Source organism: Microbulbifer maximicatervae (SeqCode) (genome assembly GCF_052467955.1).
Map to the genome: position 1 here is coordinate 2,017,241 of NZ_CP174329.1, position 17,427 is coordinate 2,034,667.

Here is a 17,427-nt window from a genome sequence, read left to right on the forward strand (position 1 = left end):
GGCCTCTCAATCTTCTTCAATTTTTAAGCTTACACTAGCTATTGGTGTTCCTGGGGGAAGGCCGCTGAGTTGCTCATGTATCTGTCCTAACAGATCTAGATGGACTTCCCAAGATATAGATTGATAATTTTCTGTAATGTACTCCCCGCCCATTATCGGTGGTTGGATTGGTGAATAGCAACAACCTTGAGTTAATGGTTGCTCCACTAACTCAAGTAATAATCTATATTTAAACCAGTGGCCCGGAATATCTTTCATTGCTGCCATCATCTCTCGGAATGCATTCCAGGATTTAGCGGCAAGTTCCATTTCTCCTGTGCCAGTATCTAGGAAATAGACACGTTCCTTGTTCAGTAGGCCTTCCTTCCTTTTGAAGAATAAATCCCCCATGGAGGTCAGAAGACACATGGAGGCCTTTTTGCCAACTAGCCATCTCCAGCATTCAAGGGCATCTCTTTTTCCTAGATCAGTAACTGGAGCAAAAATATCTACTTCATTATCCATAATGTATTTCTATATGCCTGCGGTAAAATTGCCCAAAACTCATGATTGTTCTTAATCCAAGCCTCTGTCACACATCCATGGCACTACGTCAAGATTTTTGTGGAGACAGCAGTTCGCTTGCAGATTGAGCGGAGCCGAACTCTTGTTGGCCCTTTCTCCAGAAATAAATGCTGATACAAAAAATAACTACAGGTAAAACCATACCAAATTCATTGAGATACCAACCTGAATCTGTGCTTTGTAGGGTCAATGGATTGAAGAATTTTTGAATAAATGCATTGTGGCTCATGTGGAAAATAACGGCAGGCCAAACACTGTTAGTCTTTAATCTTACGTAAGTCATGATGACTGACATTGACATTAAGCCTAGCGTAAAGAAAAACAACTGATAGCTGAGAGGGGCTGTTTCATTCCCGTAGACACCTGCTACCATCATGGGCCAATGCCAGGCGGCCCATATAAACCCAGAGGTTAGTGCGATCCCTGAGAAGGACATAAGCTTTGAGAGCTCAGGTACAAGCAATCCACGCCATCCAATCTCCTCTCCTAAAACTCCAGGCAGTATCAATATAAAGCTGATACTCGCAGTAATTAAGAATCTAAAGAGGATTACACTGGTATCACTCCAGCCATCTACTTTATACCCTTCTCTTAGTGCCGTAACGTATTCTGAGTTATACCACTCCCCGAAACCTAAGATCCACATAATGAGGTAGGCAGCTGCTACATAGCCCAAGGGTACCAAATAGCTTAACCACTGATATTTCCAGCTTCCCCAAGACCATCCTAAGGAGCCCAGGCTCTTCTTGAATATCAAGCATGTTGTGACCGTGGCAAGCCCAACAGAAAGCATTAAGGGTACTGCGCTTTCCATGTGAAAAATTAGCCAGTATCCGATAGGGTAGAGGCTCGCTGTGAGAATTAAAAAAACAACGATAATTTTGATCGAACTCAGCGATTCTTTCATCTAGATCGTTAACTCCGTGTTATCTTGAAAATGGCTAATCTGTAGTATGTCTATGTGCGAAATAGGATATTTTTTGTACTGTTAATGAGTGGGGATTACAAGAGGCGTAAGGTTTTGAAGGTTGCCCTGCAGAGTACTGTTATTGAGGTAAGGTAAAATTTACATTTTCTGAATCATATTTTCTAAATGTGGGAGGAATAGCCTATTAACTGTCTCTCGAATTAATGTTCCTTGGATTTTTTACTGAGCTATTCGATTATAGTGAATTCGATCAGTTTTTCCTTACTTTTACCTAAGCGGTTTTGATCTTACCAGACGGGTCATTGTATTTTCTTGTAGATTCGTTCAATGACATTCTGTATGGGATGTTTAGAGTTGTTAAAACAAGTGTATTAGCCTCAGGTAAGTATTTTGTATTTGATAGAAGTTAGGCCATGACTGTAGCCGCTAGGTTAATAACTGCTAACCGAAGTAGTTGAGGTGCTATATGTGGTTGAATGCCTGTACACTTGTACAATGAAGGGGCTACGTCCTCCTTTCTATAGCTTAATGTTGTTAAGTAACCTAGAGGGTAAGACATCGCTCGGAAAGTGACGTATAGGTAGTGTCCGGCGATTTAGTTATTGAGCCGTTTAATGTGAAGCGCTGTGCTGCTCCTGAGTTATAAAAGGGCATTGGTTAATATTGTTTCCACTCTATGGTATCGCCTAAATTTTGTTTTATGTTTTCAAACATTGCGACTCTGCTAGAGTTGGGGAATTTTTGGATAAAGAAGTCGATTTGCTGTTTTGCTTTGGGGATGTCTTGGCGATAGATATGCAAGAATACATAACCAGATTCGACCTCACTGTTAAGATTGGGACTAAAATGTTCTTTTAGTATGGATAAGCTTAGCTCTGCTTTATCTAAGTATGCGGGGTCAATTGACAGGTAGAAATAGGATGCTGAAAAGTTGCACATCACGGACTTTTTAAAAGTGTGAAGACACGCACTTAGGTTATTGAATGCTTTTTCCGCGCTACCCTCTACATCCATGTTGTGGCCCTGTCGGTAAAGTTCTGATAGCAGGTAAAGCGACTCTTCTGAGCCATTATGTACTGTGTAAAAAGCTTCTGCTTCGGAAACTAATATAAGCCATTTTCGATAGATCAACTCTCTTTCTTTATCATTTGTAAAACTGGGTGGGTATCCACCAATAAACTGATTGAGTTTTAATATATTCTGTCTAATCTCCGAAAAGGACATCGTGGGTGAATCTATTACTGGGGGATTTAGTTCAAATATCCGTTCTTGGAGTGTGGTGCCAGGGATGTTGACTTGAGATGAAGCGTTGGCAGAAAGAAGTGTGATGAAAATTAGTGCTAAAGATAACTTCATTATTCTGCCTCTTATATCCTTGCTGTAATGGTTCTCGACCTTTAAGTAGTATAGGGGATAGCTATTGTTACTACATACCGATTTCTTAACCATCTAAATTTTTTCAGTCGTATATTAGCTTAATGATATTCATTCGTTGGAGTGGGTGGATACAGCACACTTGTACCGATTTGTGCTCATGTCAAAGTGGATTGGCTTCTTGACGGAGCTCAAAGCTACAATCAAAATGCTCCCCCAGCAGTAATTAGCCGCAGTTTAGCTTTATGCGACTCAAGTCTTTATTAATAGTGTCCATGCTGACCCTCAGCGGGTGTTATGAAGTAACCCCTCAATCTTATGATCGCAATGAGTGGTTGCCACGGTGGTCTGATGTCGATGGTGATTGCCAGAATACTCGCCAGGAGCTATTGATCCGTCTCTCTTTGGCTCCTGTTGCCTTCAGCAATGAGAAGAGCTGTACAGTGATTACAGGCTTGTGGATGGATCCCTATACGGGACAGTTTTTTGAAAAAGCTTCGGATCTGGATGTGGAGCATATAGTACCGCTATCTTGGGCTCATAAGTACGGTGGTGCTAGCTGGAGCCGGGAGCAGCGCAGAGCTTTTGCAGAAGACCCTGCAAATTTGTGGCTGGTTGATGATGGCCACAATCGCAGTAAGGGAGATAGAGGGCCCGATCAGTGGCTGCCGCCCTATAAGCCAGCCCAAGCCATTTATATTCGTCAGTTTGAGGTTGTGGCCCGTAAGTATCGGCTTGGTGACTGAATACGACACTCTACCGTTAGAGCTGACAGTGAGCTGATTTTTAAGTAAATCGGCTCCTGATGAAAATCACTGATCTCCAGGTTATTTAGATCCTTTACTCCTTGCTCCCCATTCTGTTATCTCCTTCGGGTTAATTGGCAATAGTGATATTTAGCTATCCATTTAACCAACAGGTCCTGGTATGAACCCTAGTCAGAAATGGCATTAATGTACACTTCGGTTAAAGTACTGTGACTTTCTTCTCTTGCTGAATATTCATTTCTGCGATTACTTGCCGCTTAGATAGGGTGGGGTGTTACGAACTTGGCTTCCTTGGGTTACATAATTAAAGTGATATTTACGGGCATTGAATTGAGTTCAAGGATGATAGGGGAGAGCTATGGATAGAGTTGCGGGTATCTCGGCGTTTGGCATGGGGTTAATTTACATTAGTGCGTTTGTATTCTTTGGTGTTTTTTGGTCTTTTCCATCGGATGGGAGCCCCATAGAAAAAATGACGTTCTTGGCAGAAAATCAACTGTTTTTTAATATTGCCTATACCCTAATGTACTTGGTCTTTGCGATATTACTGGGCTGTGTGGTAGTTAGCTTATATGAAAAGCTAAAAAGTAAGAGGAGGGAGATTGCTGCATTGGCATCCTTGTTTGGAGCAGTCTGGGTGGGCCTTGTCATAGCGAGCGGTATGATCGCAAATATAGGGCTCGCCTATGCTTTGGGGCTTATGGAGGTCAGTGTTCAGAAGGCTTCCGATACCTGGGGAATAATATACTTGATGGTTGAGAGTCTTGGTGGTGGCAATGAGTTGGTAGGTGGACTTTGGGTTCTGTTAATTAGCGTTGCTGCATTGCAAGCTGGGCTTTTTTCCCGGCCATTAAATTTTATCGGTGTGATAGTGGGAGTGGCGGGAATTGCGACTATCTATCCGGATGATATCTTTACAGAAATATTCGGAATTTCCCAAATAGTCTGGTTTATTTGGTTAGGTTTCTCTTTGCTAAGGCTGGGTAGGCACAGTCAAAAATGGGAGGCAGCAAACTCTATTCCGAGCGCTAATAGCTAAAGGTGTATATCGGTAAAGCCTGCTTCTTCACATGGAATGCGTCTGGACAATAAAGTTTGTATGCAAGTGGGTAAGAAAGTGTTTTTGATTTTCCCCAAAAAATGAAAAATGCGTCTATCCTTTCAATGGGCCAAGCATTCGTTGATTCAGTGTCTTGGCTTGCGTTTCCGCTGTCGTAAGGCTGGTGATTCCGGGGCTATTCCTTGCCTCGCTGTTTGTCGCAGTCATTTTAGTGACTTGCCGGCCAGTCCTCCCCGGCCCGTGGGTAGCGAGCGGATTGCACATTACCTGCAATTGATTCACGGGGTGATAACCCTGGATATTTTGGAGATCTAATTGTGAAAAGTAAGCAGTTCATTCTTCCTTTGGTAATTGCCAGTCTTGCTGCTTCTGCTGCCTTCGCGGATAACCATCCCAAGAAGCCGGCGAAAGACTGGACCTGTGCGGATTTCCTAGCTATCGACGATGAGTTTAAGCCTAAAGCAGTTTATTGGGCTGCCGCCTACGCCAAGAAAGGCACGGAAGAGGGGGATATGCTGGATATTGAAGGCACAGAAAAAGTGACGCCGATGGTGATTACCGCCTGCACCAAAGCGCCAAAAGAATCTTTCTGGGCTAAGTTCAAAGATGAGTGGCACAAGGTGGGGATGCACCACAAGAAGGACAAAGCTGAAAAGCAGATGATGAAGATGCAGAAAAAAATGCAGGATGGCACTCAGATGAACAATAGTAATGGTGGCAGTGGCACAAACGGGACTAACCAGTAGGCGCTGTTCGTCAATACTTGCATTGCTATTGTTCTGGGCCCGGCTTGTGCCGGGCTTTGTCTATCCTGAGATGGAGATTCACCAGCGAAATGGTTTCGGTTAGTATTTATGGTGAATGGACGAAATGTAGGCAAATGGATTTGTGATATGGGAAAGACTGTAAGAAACGAAGCCAGGCGCGGGAGAACGATTAGCCGTTCTACCAGGCTCTTCTGGGGTGGGGTGCTGTTGGCTGGGTTATTCCTGGCGTTGTTTATGCATTCGGCAAAGGCAGTCGTTTGCTAATTTGCCTTGATATGTATGGCGCCCCCGGGTGGACTCGAACCACCAGTCCGGACTTAGGAGGTCCGTGGTTTATCCTGTTAACCGACGGGGGCGGGTGTCAGCACTGCTGAAGAGCGGCGCTATTCTAGCCTGTGGAAAGCCCTGTGTCATGTCATGCTTTTCACCATTAACTCACCTTCCATCAAATCGTACCAAGTTGCTGTGTCACTGAGGGTAACATTGGCGCCACTCGGTTACTGCTATTCCCGTCGTTCCCTTTTCTTAAAATTTTCGAAAAACCTTCATAAATCTGTCTTTTTTCTTCGCTACTTTGACTTCGAAATGGCGGTTTTTGCGGATAGCTTTGTTCGGGGATCAGTTGGAAAGTTTTGACGTAAAAGCCGTATTTCCACTTGATAAATTATTGCTTGACCACGATTGATTGAGCTGGATAACCTGCAATTGCACCCTTGGTGCGATAAGGATATTTCTGCTTTCTCTAATCAAGATTATGGAGTTTCGTATGAGCGGCCACGTTAACGAAAGACGCCTAGATTTTGATAATGTGGGTATTCCACAAATTGCAACTGAAGTGCTGAAGGAAGCTACCTCTCAGCCACCACGCGACGCACGTCGAATGGTAGAAGACAAATTGGAGGAAAAGCGTTTAAGGCGTGAATTAATGGATTATGATTTCGACTAACGAAATATGCTGAAACTTTAACGGCTACGGCCAGCTATGCAGGGTGCAGATAATAAATTAAAGTAATCTAAAAATAGGGTTGCTTAAACTGTACTCTGCGTAGTTAATAGATTTTATTGAAAATTTGCCTTTCCTGCCCAAGTCACTTCTATTTTCCCCTGGCTCTTCTCTGTGCTTTTAAATCGTTGGGCTTTGTTTCCCCGTATTGTATTTTCACTAATTAAAGTTGTTAGGTTTATTATTTTTGCAATGGGCGCTATGGAGATAGGGAAGAAGGTGTGTAGGTACAGAGCCCGTAAGGGATGCGGGCTCTATCGTAGGTATTGAGTTGGCTGTAGCTACATATTTTGTGTGGCTGCAGAGTTGCCTCCAAACCAACCCAGCAGGCGCTTGAGTTTTGAAGCTAACTTGCCGCGCTTGGCCTTTCTGTTTTTGTCAGCATCGCTGACTAACCAGGCTACCTGGATAACCAATCTTTTACCTTCGAAAGGCAAGTGTCCGTGGAACGAGTTATCGGCTCGCTTAAATGCGGCCAGGGTACCGTACGAAGGTTTTACCTCTGGGGCTGCGGTATCTTCAAAGTTATCGCCGCTTTTTAAGAAGCGCAGGCAGCCTGTGCCGTCCAAGGACCACTCCGGGTTCAGGTAGAGCAGGGCGGTAGCAATTTTTGACTGTCCGTCGGTATGGATGCGGCCGTGGCGTTTCTTGAGTGTACGGCTAATGGAAACATAGGTTGGGTATTGAGAAAGATTCTCAATACCCAGGTTGTTGCCAATAGCATCGGCAAATTCCGGAGCCCTAAACTGTTCAATCAGTTCATTTATTGTGGTGCCACAACTGCTTCTATCGTAGGGAAGGTAGCCGGCCCCTTTAAGCTTTGGGAAGTCTTTGATAAAGGATGCCATCAGGTTCTCGGCCAGCAAGTTCTTGGCAACGAAGAAAGGAAATGGCTGTTGGTGAATCTGGCTTTCTTGGCCAATTAAAGTAGTAGCGTCGAGCCAGGGATCGATATGGGTGGCGAGATTGTTCATAGACACGCATCCTTACGAGCAGAAGAATTGGCCCTTTTGGGGGTCCAGCTTTATGTCGACTTCTGAGATTACCCACTTCCTTGAGGGTACAGCGAGAAACAGGTACTGAATCTCACGACGGTGTGAAAATACCAAAACTATAATTCAGTGCCAATTTAAATAGCGCTTTTCAGTGTGAATCAGTGGGCATTCTTGCGAAAGATCAAGGGTTGCTAAAATGTTGCTCGCTGAGACAATGCAATTAGCGCTGGTGCCGGTATAATGCCGTTCAGATTTGTCAGAGCGGTTTTATCCTGGAATGTCTGTGACCCCTAAGTCCCAAGTTGTGCTGCAAGTGAGAGATCTCGCCTGCGAAAGGGATGGTCGGCGCTTGTTTGAGGGCCTTCAGTTTTCTCTTCAAGCCGGCGCTGCAATTCAAATCAAAGGCAGTAATGGCGCAGGTAAAACGACCTTGCTACGCACTTTGATTGGCAGTAGCAGTGATTTCACTGGAGAGATCCTTTGGTGTGATACCGCCTACCCGCAATCGCTCTCGGCGATGCGTGAGTCCTTACTATATATCGGGCACAGGGGCGGAGTGCGTAGTGGCCTGACTCCGCTGGAAAACCTCACCTGGTATGGTGCTGACCATGAGGACGCGCTTAATGCGCTCGATAAAGTCGACCTGACCGGCTTTGAGGACAGCTTGTGCCACTCCCTTTCCGCCGGCCAGAATCGCCGGGTTGCCCTAGCGCGATTATTTCTACCTGATTCCCCTCGATTGTGGATACTCGATGAGCCACTGACCGCCCTCGACGTTGTGGGTGTTGCTGCATTGGAAGAGCAAATGGCGGTCCATCTTTATAGCGGTGGTTCAATTCTGCTGACCTCACACCAACCTCTGTCATTAGCCGGACTCAGTGAGGTTAATTTGTCTGACTATTCAGTCTCTGAGCCTTTTGAGGATTTTGGGGGAGAGCATGTCGACAGTTGATGTCCAAACGCCGGTGAGCGAAGTGCGCAGTGGCCCTGGTTTTATGGCGCTGTTCCGGATTGAAATGCTCTTGGCGTTGAGAAAACGAGCAGATATTGCCAACCCCTTATTATTTTTTGTGACGGTTTTAGCACTTTTGCCGTTAGGGGTAGGACCTGAGCCGGAACTTCTGGCAAAGATGGCTCCGGGCATGATCTGGGTAATGGCCCTACTGTCCACCATGCTATCCCAGGAAAGCCTTTTTAAAGGTGATTTCGAAGATGGCACCCTGGAGCAGCTCACCCTGTTACCACAACCGCTTTACTTTGCGGTTCTTGCAAAATCCCTGGTGCACTGGATTGCCACAGGCTTGCCGCTGGCATTGCTATCGCCGCTGCTCGCCTTAATGCTGAATCTGCCCGTGGATGGTTATGTTTGTTTGCTGGTTTCCCTATTGCTGGGAACCGCGAGTTTGAGTTTGATCGGGGCCATTGGTGCAGCACTCACTGTTGCCTTGCGCCGCCCCGGTTTGCTCTTGGCACTAATTGTTATGCCGCTGTATGTGCCCGTGCTAATCTTCGGCACCGGCGCAGTTCAGGCGGCAATTGATGGCTATGCCTACAGCGCCCAACTGGCGATATTGGCAGCACTCCTAGCGGCTGCTGCGGCACTGGCGCCACTCGCTGCTGCGGGTGCAATACGTATTAGCCTGGATAATTGATTTGGAGGTCTTTCTTGGCTTGGCAATGGTTTCACCGCCTGGGTTCGCCCCGCTGGTTCTATCAAAAAACTGAAGCCTGGCTGCCATGGCTGGCGCTGGCTAGTGTTGTATTGCTCGCTGTAGGCAGTGTTTGGGGCCTGGGTTTTGCCCCAGAAGATGCCAAGCAGGGCAATAGTTACCGCATTATCTTTATCCATGTACCCGCCGCCTTCCTGGCACTGGCCGGTTACTACATTATGGCGATCAGCGGTGCTATCGGCTTGATCTGGAAGATGAAGCTCTCCTTTGCCGTGATGCGCGCTGCCGCGCCGATCGGTGCGGTATTGACCTTTGTCTCGCTATTTACCGGTGCTGTGTGGGGTAAACCTACATGGGGTGCTTACTGGGTATGGGATGCCCGCATTACTTCAATGCTGATACTCCTGTTTCTCTATGTCGGCGTTATGGCACTTACCCACGCAGTGAACCGGGAGCAGGTCGCCGACAAAGCTTCTGCGCTGCTGGCACTGGTGGGCACCGTGAATATCCCGATTATTTACAAGTCCGTAGACTGGTGGTTTACCTTGCACCAGCCCGCGACCATTCGCCTGACCGAATCCAGCAGTATTGATCCGAGTATGTTCTACCCGCTGCTGACCATGATTATCGGTTTCTACTGTATGTATGCCTGGACCCTGCTGACTCACACCCGCACTCTGCTGCTCAAGCGCGAGATGCGCACCAAGTGGGTACAGGAAGAACTGGCGGGAGGTCGATAAAGTGGAGTTTCAATTTGCCAACCTGGCTGATTTCCTAACGATGGACGGCCACGGTGTATTTGTGTGGGTGTCCTACGCGGTGACTTTCCTGAGTCTCGCGGGGATGGCTCTCTACCCTTACATCGCCCGCCGCGGCCTGAAGGCAGAGTTGGTGCGACAGCAGAAAATTGCCCAGCGCCGCCGCCAGGCAGTGAGTGAGCGCACAGTAACCACAAAGAAAGAAACAGCAGAGGAACCGGCTTAATTTCAATTTGCCGGGTTCCAGCGGATAGGGCGATGGAGAACCTATCAGCGCAACAGAATTAAATAGTTATGGAGTAGGACTTAGACAATGCACCCTGTACGCAAGCAACGCCTGATACTCGTACTTGTCCTGGTGGTATTGTCCAGTGCAGCAGTAGGTTTTGTAGCCTATGCGATGCGTGGCAATATCGATTATTTCTATGCCCCCAAGGCCTTTGCAGCGGGTGAAGTCCCGATGGAAAAGCGGATTCGCGCGGGAGGCTGTGTTGTCCCGGGCAGTGTGCAGCGAGCTACTGATAGCCTGGAAGTCCAGTTTGTGATTACCGATGGCGAGGCTCAACTCTCCGTAGTCTTTGACAAAATCCTGCCGGATCTATTTGCCGAAGGCGAAGCAGCAGTGATTACCGGCCAGTTGATGCCGAGTGGTGTTCTGCGTGCGGACCAGGTTCTGGCCAAGCACGATGAAACTTATACGCCACCTGAAGTAGCCGACACCATGGTTTCCCATGAAGGTTGTTCCGATGGAGCGAAAATATGATCCCTGAGCTGGGCCATTTTGCGTTAATTGTCGGCTTGCTGCTTTCGGTTGCTCTCGCAACAGTGCCGATGGCCGGTAGCTATTCATCGCGCCCAGTGTGGATGGATGCGGGGCGTCCGCTGGCTCTGGGTATTTTTGCGTTCGTTCTGATCGCTTTTGCCTGCCTGACCACTTCTTTTGTGCAGAGTGATTTCACGGTTAATTACGTAGCACAGAACTCCAACAGTATCCTGCCGGTTTATTACAAAGTTACCGCTGTATGGGGTGGGCATGAGGGCTCCATTCTGTTGTGGCTTTTGATTCAGGCTGGTTGGGCTGCGGCAGTAGCGCTGTTTGGTAAGCAGCTGCCCCCAGAGCTTTCCGCGCGGGTTTTATCCGTACTCGGTTTTGTACTGATCGGGTTTTTCCTGTTTATTCTGTTTACCTCCAACCCATTTGATCGCACCCTGCCATTCCCGCCGATGGAAGGTTCTGACCTGAACCCGCTGTTGCAGGACCCGGGTATGATTTTCCATCCGCCCTTGCTTTATATGGGGTATGTGGGTTTCTCGGTAGCCTTTGCTTTTGCCATTGCGGCACTGCTCGGTGGCCAGTTGGACGCGGTGTGGGCCCGTTGGGCAAGACCCTGGACGGCTGTGGCTTGGGGCTTCCTGACTTTGGGTATTGCCCTGGGTAGCTGGTGGGCTTATTACGAGCTGGGCTGGGGTGGCTGGTGGTTCTGGGACCCGGTTGAGAATGCATCCCTGATGCCTTGGTTGGTAGGGACTGCCTTGATGCACTCCTTGGCGGTAACTGAGAAGCGTGGGCTGTTTAAGAGCTGGACTATCCTACTGGCGATTTTCGCTTTCAGTCTCAGCCTGCTCGGCACCTTCCTGGTGCGGTCAGGGGTGATTACCTCGGTGCATGCATTTGCTACTGACCCACTGCGAGGTAGCTTTATTCTGGGCTTCCTGGCTGTAATTGTCGGCACTTCGCTGCTGTTGTTCGCCCTGCGCGCACCAGCAGTCAGCGCCCGCAGTGTTTTCTCTTTCCGCTCTTTGGAAACCTTCCTGCTTGGCAATAACATCCTGTTGATGTTGATTATGGGCATGGTTTTGACCGGTACTCTTTACCCGCTTCTGGCCGACGCCATGAACTGGGGCAAGGTGAGTGTGGGTCCGCCCTTCTTTAATCTTTTCTTCGTGCCACTGATGGTTGTTCTCTGCCTGTTGGTGGGTATGGGCGTGCGCGCCAACTGGAAAGACAGCCGCTGGGACAAACTGCTGAGCGCATGGCGTTTGCCATTTGTCGCTTCGTTGGTAGTTGCGTTGCTGTGGACCCTGGCCCTGGGAGATTTCCACTGGGGAGCGGCGCTCGGAATCTTTATTGGTATCTGGGTCTTTGCTTCCAGCATCGCTGATATCGTGGCTAAAACCCGCAACTCCAGCTCATTCTTTGCCGGCCTTAAGCGTCAGAGAGCCAGTTACTACGGTATGCATATCGCACATATCGGCCTAGCAGTTTCGGTGTTGGGGGTAGTACTGACCACCGTTTACAGCATTGAGGAAGATGTACGTATGGGTGCTGGGGACAGTTTCCAGGTTTCCGGTTACGACTTCAAATTTGACGGTGTTCGTATGGTTCAGGGGCCTAATTACCGAGCCTTTGAAGGTGTACTGCATGTCAGCAAGGACGGGAAGCCGGTTGCAGAGCTGCATCCCCAGAAACGCAATTACCTGTCTGGTGGCAACACCATGACAGAGGCAGCGATCGATACTGGATTCTTCCGCGATATTTATGTGGCCCTCGGTGAGCCGATGGACAGGTCTAACCCAAGCGGTGATTGGGCTGTGCGACTTCAGTACAAAGCCTTTGTGGTTTGGATTTGGCTGGGTTCGCTTTTGATGGCGATTGGTGGAGCTATTGCTGTAGCGGATAAGCGCTATCGTAAAGCGAAGGCCGCTAAACCTGTAGATGTAGAAGTTACAGGCAATGTTGCTACGGCGTAATAGTTGGAAAGGATAATGTCTAGACTCAAACTCTTTTTGCCCCTGGTAATATTTGTCGTGCTGGCCCTGTTATTTTGGCGGGGCCTCTACCTGAATCCGCAGGAAATGCCATCGGCCCTGCTGAATAAACCTGTGCCGGAATTCTCTTTGCAAAAAGTGGCGGATAACAGCCAAATTGTAGAGAAGAAAGATCTTCCCAATGGCCCGCATTTGATGAACGTATGGGCCACTTGGTGTGTAGCTTGCCGGGTAGAGCACCCCTATTTGAATGCTCTGGCTGAGCAGGGTGTGCCGATCGTTGGCGTTAACCTCAAAGATGAGGATGAGGCAGCAATCAAGTGGTTGGAGAAATTCCACAATCCCTATTTGTATAGCCTCGCCGATAGAGATGGCCGTTTGGCTCTGGACCTCGGTGTTTTCGGTGCGCCGGAAACTTTCCTGGTGGATTCCGAGGGAACTATTCGCTGCAAACACGTTGGCGTTGTCGACAATAAAGTCTGGCAGACCAAGCTCCAGCCTTTGTACGAAAAATTAAAAAACCAGCGCTGGGACGATATTGTCGGTGAGTTATCAGATTCCCTCATCTCCCGTTGTCAGTGAGACAGAAGAAAAGAAGAGCCGTTTTATTTGTTGGCTGGGGCCAGTAGAGAATAAAGCGGCTTTTCAGCAACAGCTGGATGCTGTCCGCGCTCAATCCCCCGACGCAAGCCACCACTGTACCGCGCTGGTAATCGGCAACCCTTCCAATCCGGAAGTTATGCAAGCAGATGACGATGGCGAGCCCGGCGGTAGCGCAGGGCGACCAATGCTGGAATTGCTGCTGAAACAGGGTGTCGGTAATGTGGGCGCTATAGTGACCCGCTATTTTGGTGGTACCAAGCTTGGTGTGGGTGGCTTGATGCGTGCCTATCGCGGTGCGGTAGGTGCCGCGCTGCAAGATATTCCATTGCAGCCCTTTGTTCCCCTGATGCATGTTTTGGTTCGCTGTGATTTTGCCCAGGAAGCCCGCCTGCGCTTTTTAGTGGGGCGTCACCAGGGGAGTTGTGGCCAGGCGGAATATGCCAGTGACGTCACCGTGCCAGTTTCAATCCCCCAGGATCAGTGGTCGCAATTGCAGGCGCAACTATTGGCGGAGAGCTTTCAGGTGCTCGATGATCAATAGTTCTTTTAAATGATGCCGTATTTGGCGAGCTTGGCTATCTCAGCCCCGGAATAGCCAAGCTCAGCCAGGATATCCTTGGTGTCTTCTCCCAGGGTAGGTGCCCGCTTGAAATTAACCATCTCTCCATCACAGCGAATTGACGGCGCCAATATTTTAATATCCTTGCCGTGATCACTGGGCATTGTTTGGATGCGGTCAGTATCGGAAACAAAGGGATTTGTCAGCGCCTGCTCAACATCATATACCGGGGCTGCCGGCACCTGACCAGCTAAAATTTTCAGCCACTCTGCAGTATCTTTTTTTGACAGTATCTCATCTAAGATTTCAGTTAATTCCGATTGATTTTTTCTGCGCTCCCTGAAATTTACAAACTTGGGTGCGTCAACTAATTCTGGATGTTCAATACATTGACACAGGGCTTTCCAGAATTTTTCCTTATTGCACATCAGGTAAATCCAGTCGTCTTTTGTTTTATAGAGTTGACAGGGGCTTAGGGAAAAATGTGCAGATCGCGGTACTCGTTTTTGGTTGTGCCCTGCATTTAATTGCCACATGGCCACATAACTTAAATTGTATAAAGCGTTATCAAAAAGGCTGACATCAATATCTCGTCCCTTGCCAGTTTCCCTGGCATTGAGTACTCCGGAAACAACGGCCAGTGCCAGAGCTACCCCAGTGGATAAATCCACCAGGGACAGGCCGCACCGGGCAGGTGGACTGTCAGGTTCACCAGTTAGCTTGAAATAGCCTGCCTCTGCCTGCACGGGGTAATCATATCCCGGCCACTTGGCCCTATCGCCACTGCGGCCGTAGGCAGTCAGGTGGGCGCAAACGATCTTGGGGTTCAGCTTTCCCAGTGTTTTGTAAGTAATACCCAGCTTGCCCGGTACGTCTCCCCGTAGATTGTCGGTCAGTGCATCTGCACTAAGAATTAATTTGTGCAAGATTTCCTGCCCTTGGGGAGAGGACAGGTTGAGGGATAAACTGCGTTTGTTGTGATTGAAAGCCTGGAAAAAAAGGCTGCTATTATCCCCAGGTTCATTTTCCAAGAAGTAAGGGCCTACGGTACGGCCTACATCCCCCCCGTGGGAGATATCTTCGACCTTGATGATTTCCGCTCCAAGATTTGCCAGGTATAAGGTGCCAAAAGGGCCTGCACCATATTGTTCCACCGCCACAATCCGCAATCCTGAGAGAGGTAACATGTCGGAATAATCCACTAAATATAGATACGCCGTATTCCTCAGCATAGAGCAGGAGTTGTAAATTCGATGGGATTGGCTGGTAGATATTGGGAATAGTCGGTCACCCGTATTTTAGTGACCCTCTGACAGGCAGGGCTCACTGAAGGTGAGTGTCGCGATTTAATACAGAGTTGCTAGTCTTTTGGGTGAGCTACTGGATTGGCTTGGAATCCGGTTGTAGAGAAGGGCACCGGGAACGGATATCCGGCTATCTGTCAAATTGTTGAGAGGGTGCCGCCAGATGGGTAGTGCGACTAAGAGAAGCAAGTATTTTCGCAGCGTCCTGTTTGTCCCTGCGACCCGGCCGGATCGCTATGAAAAAGCAATGGCCAGCGGAGCAGATATTGCCTGTGTGGATTTGGAAAATGCCGTTTCCCTGGAAGATAAAGATACTGCAAGAGAGCAGGTGGTCAATTTCTTTACAGGAGAGGATATTATTCCCACTCAGCGCGCGTTGAGAATCAACCAGCTCGATAGCGATTGCGGTATCAAGGATATGTTGATGCTGCTAGATCTGCAGCAACTGCCAGATGTTGTGATCCTTCCCAAGGTTCAATCAGCAGAAGAAGTGATTGGTTTTTGCCAGGTTATGGCCCCCTCCCATAAAGCGATTCGAATAATAGCCCTGATTGAATCCCCAAAAGGTTTGGAGAATGCATTGAGTATTGCCCAGGTAGAGGAGGTGGTTTGTTTGGCCTTTGGTGCGGCTGATTACAGTGCAACAGTGGGGTCGGATATGAGCTGGGATGCTCTTTTATATGGCAGGGGGCGGCTGGTTCAGGCTGCTGCATTTGCCGGCATTGATGCTGTAGATGGCCCCTATTTGGAACTGGATGATGAAAGAAGCCTAATTGAGGAAACACAGAGGGTCTCCGCCCTCGGGTTTTCTGGAAAAATAGCCATCCATCCAAAGCAAATTAAACCGATTCACCAAGGGTTGGCACCATCTAGTGAGGCGCTCTCTCATGCTCAGCGAGTACTGAAAGCTTATAAAGAGAATCATGGTGGAGTTCTTGTAGTTGATGGACAGATGGTGGATATGCCCGTGGTTGAGCGGGCACTGAAAACTGTGGCGGCCTCGAAGGGATTGTGACCGTACTGTAGCAGAGCCAAACTCACCGGAGCCTTTCGGTAAGGCAAGAGGTTTCTATGCCCCGCTATCATTTTCCCGCATATATAAAGGCCGGCAAAAATCGCTACCGAGAGCGTTACGGTCTCGATTTTGAAGACTTTAAGGTAGGGCAGGTTTTTCACCATAGGCCCGGCGTTACCATTAGCCAGCACGATAATAAGGAAGAGTGCGTCAAGACCTTAAATCAAGCCATGCTGCATTTTGATGAGTGTTACACCGCCCAAACTGAATTCGGTAAGCCGTTAATCGATACTACTTTAGCGGTTCAACAGCTAATGGGCTTGATCTGGAAGACCTACAATCGACGAAAAAAAATTGTTGGTTGGAGAAAAATTTCCATGGTGGCACCAGCTTATGGCGGTGATACCTTGTATTCTGAGAGTAAGGTTCTTGAAGTCCAGGCAGGTAGTGAGTATGACGACGCGGGGCTGGTAGAAATTGTTATATATGGAAAGAATCAAGACAAGAAGACTATTTGCGAAATGCAGTGTGATATGTTGATTTTCAAGCGCAATCACCTGCCTTTCTCTGCGAACGGCTACTAAATTTTCAATTTCCATATTTAGGTGACCTCAATGAAAGAGTCATTTAATATTTTGCGGGAAGTAGAAGATAACGTTTATATAGAAACGGTCGGAATAGACTTTGAAGATTTTGAAGTGGGGCAAATATTCGAGCATCGTCCAGGTCGAACCTTCACTGAAGCTAGCTGTATCGACTATGCACTTCGCTCATTCGATCTCAGCCCGTTTATCACTGATAAAGTTTATGCGCGTCGAGTTTATGGTGATAGGCAACGAGTATTGGAGACATTTGTTTTAAGCGCAATGGCGCATACAACTAGGACGTTTGGAAAGGTTGTAGCTAACTTGGAGATGAGTGACTGTGAGTTGCAGCCAGTTTATGTAGGAGATACTTTATACTTCGAATCTGAGATACTTTCCAAAAGGGAGTCAAAATCAAGGCCTGAACAGGGGCTGCTCAGCATATACTCCCGGGCTCAAAATCAACATGGTGAATGGGTTTGTGCCTACAAGCGAACGTTACTTGTTTATCGTAAGAACTTTGGTCCCTATAAGGCTGCTGGATACTGATTTCGTTACCTAGCCAAGCGCTTCTTTTTCCTACTTTGGGTTGTCGAGAATGGTATAGCGCAAATAGTAAAATTCAAGAAGTCCTCCAGTATAGCGATGGAACGAAAAGAGCATTCTAATATCTCCCTACTTTAACTATTTTGAATGTAGCCTGTACC

21 protein-coding genes and 1 tRNA gene are annotated in these 17,427 nt (G+C 47.9%); 16 read left to right on the plus strand and 6 right to left on the minus strand.

What is annotated here, in order from left to right; genetic code table 11:
* Window positions 1-6: 6 nt before the first annotated feature.
* The 3 genes from ACJJI5_RS08660 to ACJJI5_RS08670 form a co-directional block, all read right to left on the minus strand.
* Window positions 7-504 carry a T6SS immunity protein Tdi1 domain-containing protein gene (locus ACJJI5_RS08660; RefSeq protein ID WP_444905829.1) on the minus strand — a complete coding sequence of 166 codons (498 nt, stop codon included), beginning with the start codon at window positions 502-504 and terminating at the stop codon, window positions 7-9.
* Between the two features lie 88 nt (window positions 505-592).
* Entirely contained in the window at window positions 593-1,471 is an 879-nt protein-coding gene (locus ACJJI5_RS08665) for a CPBP family intramembrane glutamic endopeptidase (RefSeq protein WP_444912607.1), read from the minus strand.
* A gap of 678 nt (window positions 1,472-2,149) precedes the next feature.
* On the minus strand, window positions 2,150-2,848 hold the full coding sequence (locus tag ACJJI5_RS08670) for a hypothetical protein (RefSeq protein WP_445356026.1): 699 nt from the start codon (window positions 2,846-2,848) through the stop codon (window positions 2,150-2,152).
* A 263-nt stretch (window positions 2,849-3,111) separates the two neighbouring features.
* On the opposite strand from ACJJI5_RS08670, the gene ACJJI5_RS08675 reads away from it, so the two are divergent.
* From ACJJI5_RS08675 to hdeA, 4 genes are all read left to right on the plus strand, one after another.
* A complete protein-coding gene (locus ACJJI5_RS08675) occupies window positions 3,112-3,612 on the plus strand; it encodes a GmrSD restriction endonuclease domain-containing protein (protein ID WP_445356027.1) in 501 nt (166 codons plus the stop codon).
* 379 nt (window positions 3,613-3,991) lie between these two features.
* Window positions 3,992-4,672 carry a hypothetical protein gene (locus tag ACJJI5_RS08680; protein ID WP_445356028.1) on the plus strand — a complete coding sequence of 227 codons (681 nt, stop codon included), beginning with the start codon at window positions 3,992-3,994 and terminating at the stop codon, window positions 4,670-4,672.
* 108 nt (window positions 4,673-4,780) lie between these two features.
* On the plus strand, window positions 4,781-5,008 hold the full coding sequence (locus ACJJI5_RS08685; protein WP_445356029.1) for a hypothetical protein: 228 nt from the start codon (window positions 4,781-4,783) through the stop codon (window positions 5,006-5,008).
* Between the two features lie 2 nt (window positions 5,009-5,010).
* Entirely contained in the window at window positions 5,011-5,439 is a 429-nt protein-coding gene (gene hdeA / locus ACJJI5_RS08690) for an acid-activated periplasmic chaperone HdeA (protein ID WP_282933522.1), read from the plus strand.
* A gap of 301 nt (window positions 5,440-5,740) precedes the next feature.
* Here the strand turns inward: hdeA and ACJJI5_RS08695 are convergent.
* A tRNA-Arg gene (locus ACJJI5_RS08695) sits at window positions 5,741-5,816 on the minus strand.
* Window positions 5,817-6,226: 410 nt separating this feature from the next.
* Between ACJJI5_RS08695 and ACJJI5_RS08700 the strand changes: the two genes are divergently transcribed.
* Complete coding sequence (locus ACJJI5_RS08700; protein WP_108735213.1) at window positions 6,227-6,406, plus strand: PA3496 family putative envelope integrity protein; 180 nt, start codon at window positions 6,227-6,229, stop codon at window positions 6,404-6,406.
* Between the two features lie 338 nt (window positions 6,407-6,744).
* Here the strand turns inward: ACJJI5_RS08700 and ACJJI5_RS08705 are convergent, their stop codons facing one another.
* Window positions 6,745-7,437 (minus strand): 2OG-Fe(II) oxygenase, encoded by a 693-nt coding sequence (locus ACJJI5_RS08705; RefSeq protein WP_413665103.1) that lies wholly within the window; start codon window positions 7,435-7,437, stop codon window positions 6,745-6,747.
* A 298-nt stretch (window positions 7,438-7,735) separates the two neighbouring features.
* Between ACJJI5_RS08705 and ccmA the strand changes: the two genes are divergently transcribed.
* The 8 genes from ccmA to ACJJI5_RS08745 all read left to right on the plus strand — a co-directional run bounded on the left by ccmA (window position 7,736) and on the right by ACJJI5_RS08745 (window position 13,799).
* Entirely contained in the window at window positions 7,736-8,410 is a 675-nt protein-coding gene (gene ccmA / locus ACJJI5_RS08710; protein ID WP_413665104.1) for a cytochrome c biogenesis heme-transporting ATPase CcmA, read from the plus strand.
* On the plus strand, window positions 8,397-9,110 hold the full coding sequence (ccmB, locus tag ACJJI5_RS08715; RefSeq protein WP_282933519.1) for a heme exporter protein CcmB: 714 nt from the start codon (window positions 8,397-8,399) through the stop codon (window positions 9,108-9,110). The genes ccmA and ccmB overlap by 14 nt, the downstream gene beginning before the upstream one ends.
* 14 nt (window positions 9,111-9,124) lie before the next feature.
* Window positions 9,125-9,868, plus strand: coding sequence for a heme ABC transporter permease (locus tag ACJJI5_RS08720; protein ID WP_282933518.1), 744 nt, complete (start codon window positions 9,125-9,127; stop codon window positions 9,866-9,868).
* Between the two features lies 1 nt (window position 9,869).
* The gene (gene ccmD, locus ACJJI5_RS08725; protein ID WP_444912610.1) at window positions 9,870-10,112 is read left to right on the plus strand and encodes a heme exporter protein CcmD; all 243 of its coding nucleotides are present in this window, start codon (window positions 9,870-9,872) and stop codon (window positions 10,110-10,112) included.
* An 87-nt stretch (window positions 10,113-10,199) separates the two neighbouring features.
* Window positions 10,200-10,649: a cytochrome c maturation protein CcmE gene (locus tag ACJJI5_RS08730; RefSeq protein WP_413665106.1), complete on the plus strand. Its 450-nt coding sequence runs from the start codon at window positions 10,200-10,202 to the stop codon at window positions 10,647-10,649.
* A complete protein-coding gene (locus ACJJI5_RS08735; protein ID WP_445356030.1) occupies window positions 10,646-12,637 on the plus strand; it encodes a heme lyase CcmF/NrfE family subunit in 1,992 nt (663 codons plus the stop codon). Before ACJJI5_RS08730 ends, ACJJI5_RS08735 begins: the two co-directional genes overlap by 4 nt.
* Window positions 12,638-12,652: 15 nt before the next feature.
* Complete coding sequence (locus ACJJI5_RS08740; protein WP_444896644.1) at window positions 12,653-13,237, plus strand: DsbE family thiol:disulfide interchange protein; 585 nt, start codon at window positions 12,653-12,655, stop codon at window positions 13,235-13,237.
* Window positions 13,200-13,799 carry an IMPACT family protein gene (locus ACJJI5_RS08745; RefSeq protein ID WP_445356031.1) on the plus strand — a complete coding sequence of 200 codons (600 nt, stop codon included), beginning with the start codon at window positions 13,200-13,202 and terminating at the stop codon, window positions 13,797-13,799. The genes ACJJI5_RS08740 and ACJJI5_RS08745 overlap by 38 nt, the downstream gene beginning before the upstream one ends.
* A 5-nt stretch (window positions 13,800-13,804) precedes the next feature.
* Here the strand turns inward: ACJJI5_RS08745 and ACJJI5_RS08750 are convergent, their stop codons facing one another.
* Window positions 13,805-15,004 carry a CaiB/BaiF CoA transferase family protein gene (locus ACJJI5_RS08750; RefSeq protein WP_445356032.1) on the minus strand — a complete coding sequence of 400 codons (1,200 nt, stop codon included), beginning with the start codon at window positions 15,002-15,004 and terminating at the stop codon, window positions 13,805-13,807.
* A gap of 280 nt (window positions 15,005-15,284) precedes the next feature.
* Here ACJJI5_RS08750 and ACJJI5_RS08755 point away from each other — a divergent pair, with 280 nt between their 5' ends.
* From ACJJI5_RS08755 to ACJJI5_RS08765, 3 genes are read left to right on the plus strand one after another with little or no spacing between them, the layout of a single operon-like run.
* Window positions 15,285-16,136, plus strand: coding sequence for an HpcH/HpaI aldolase/citrate lyase family protein (locus ACJJI5_RS08755; protein ID WP_445356033.1), 852 nt, complete (start codon window positions 15,285-15,287; stop codon window positions 16,134-16,136).
* A gap of 56 nt (window positions 16,137-16,192) precedes the next feature.
* Entirely contained in the window at window positions 16,193-16,720 is a 528-nt protein-coding gene (locus ACJJI5_RS08760; RefSeq protein ID WP_444942190.1) for a MaoC family dehydratase, read from the plus strand.
* Window positions 16,721-16,750: 30 nt separating this feature from the next.
* On the plus strand, window positions 16,751-17,269 hold the full coding sequence (locus tag ACJJI5_RS08765; RefSeq protein WP_445356034.1) for a MaoC family dehydratase: 519 nt from the start codon (window positions 16,751-16,753) through the stop codon (window positions 17,267-17,269).
* Window positions 17,270-17,427 lie beyond the last annotated feature (158 nt).

Bases quoted from the DNA above. Each gene is read 5' to 3' on its own strand.
- ACJJI5_RS08660 (WP_444905829.1), bottom strand. From the start codon at position 504: ATGGATAATGAAGTAGATATTTTTGCTCCAGTTACTGATCTAGGAAAA.
- ACJJI5_RS08665 (WP_444912607.1), bottom strand. From the start codon at position 1,471: ATGAAAGAATCGCTGAGTTCGATCAAAATTATCGTTGTTTTTTTAATT.
- ACJJI5_RS08670 (WP_445356026.1), bottom strand. From the start codon at position 2,848: ATGAAGTTATCTTTAGCACTAATTTTCATCACACTTCTTTCTGCCAAC.
- ACJJI5_RS08675 (WP_445356027.1), top strand. From the start codon at position 3,112: ATGCGACTCAAGTCTTTATTAATAGTGTCCATGCTGACCCTCAGCGGG.
- ACJJI5_RS08680 (WP_445356028.1), top strand. From the start codon at position 3,992: ATGGATAGAGTTGCGGGTATCTCGGCGTTTGGCATGGGGTTAATTTAC.
- ACJJI5_RS08685 (WP_445356029.1), top strand. From the start codon at position 4,781: ATGCGTCTATCCTTTCAATGGGCCAAGCATTCGTTGATTCAGTGTCTT.
- ACJJI5_RS08700 (WP_108735213.1), top strand. From the start codon at position 6,227: ATGAGCGGCCACGTTAACGAAAGACGCCTAGATTTTGATAATGTGGGT.
- ACJJI5_RS08705 (WP_413665103.1), bottom strand. From the start codon at position 7,437: ATGAACAATCTCGCCACCCATATCGATCCCTGGCTCGACGCTACTACT.
- ccmA (WP_413665104.1), top strand. From the start codon at position 7,736: ATGTCTGTGACCCCTAAGTCCCAAGTTGTGCTGCAAGTGAGAGATCTC.
- ccmB (WP_282933519.1), top strand. From the start codon at position 8,397: ATGTCGACAGTTGATGTCCAAACGCCGGTGAGCGAAGTGCGCAGTGGC.
- ACJJI5_RS08730 (WP_413665106.1), top strand. From the start codon at position 10,200: ATGCACCCTGTACGCAAGCAACGCCTGATACTCGTACTTGTCCTGGTG.
- ACJJI5_RS08735 (WP_445356030.1), top strand. From the start codon at position 10,646: ATGATCCCTGAGCTGGGCCATTTTGCGTTAATTGTCGGCTTGCTGCTT.
- ACJJI5_RS08740 (WP_444896644.1), top strand. From the start codon at position 12,653: ATGTCTAGACTCAAACTCTTTTTGCCCCTGGTAATATTTGTCGTGCTG.
- ACJJI5_RS08750 (WP_445356032.1), bottom strand. From the start codon at position 15,004: ATGTTACCTCTCTCAGGATTGCGGATTGTGGCGGTGGAACAATATGGT.
- ACJJI5_RS08755 (WP_445356033.1), top strand. From the start codon at position 15,285: ATGGGTAGTGCGACTAAGAGAAGCAAGTATTTTCGCAGCGTCCTGTTT.
- ACJJI5_RS08760 (WP_444942190.1), top strand. From the start codon at position 16,193: ATGCCCCGCTATCATTTTCCCGCATATATAAAGGCCGGCAAAAATCGC.
- ACJJI5_RS08765 (WP_445356034.1), top strand. From the start codon at position 16,751: ATGAAAGAGTCATTTAATATTTTGCGGGAAGTAGAAGATAACGTTTAT.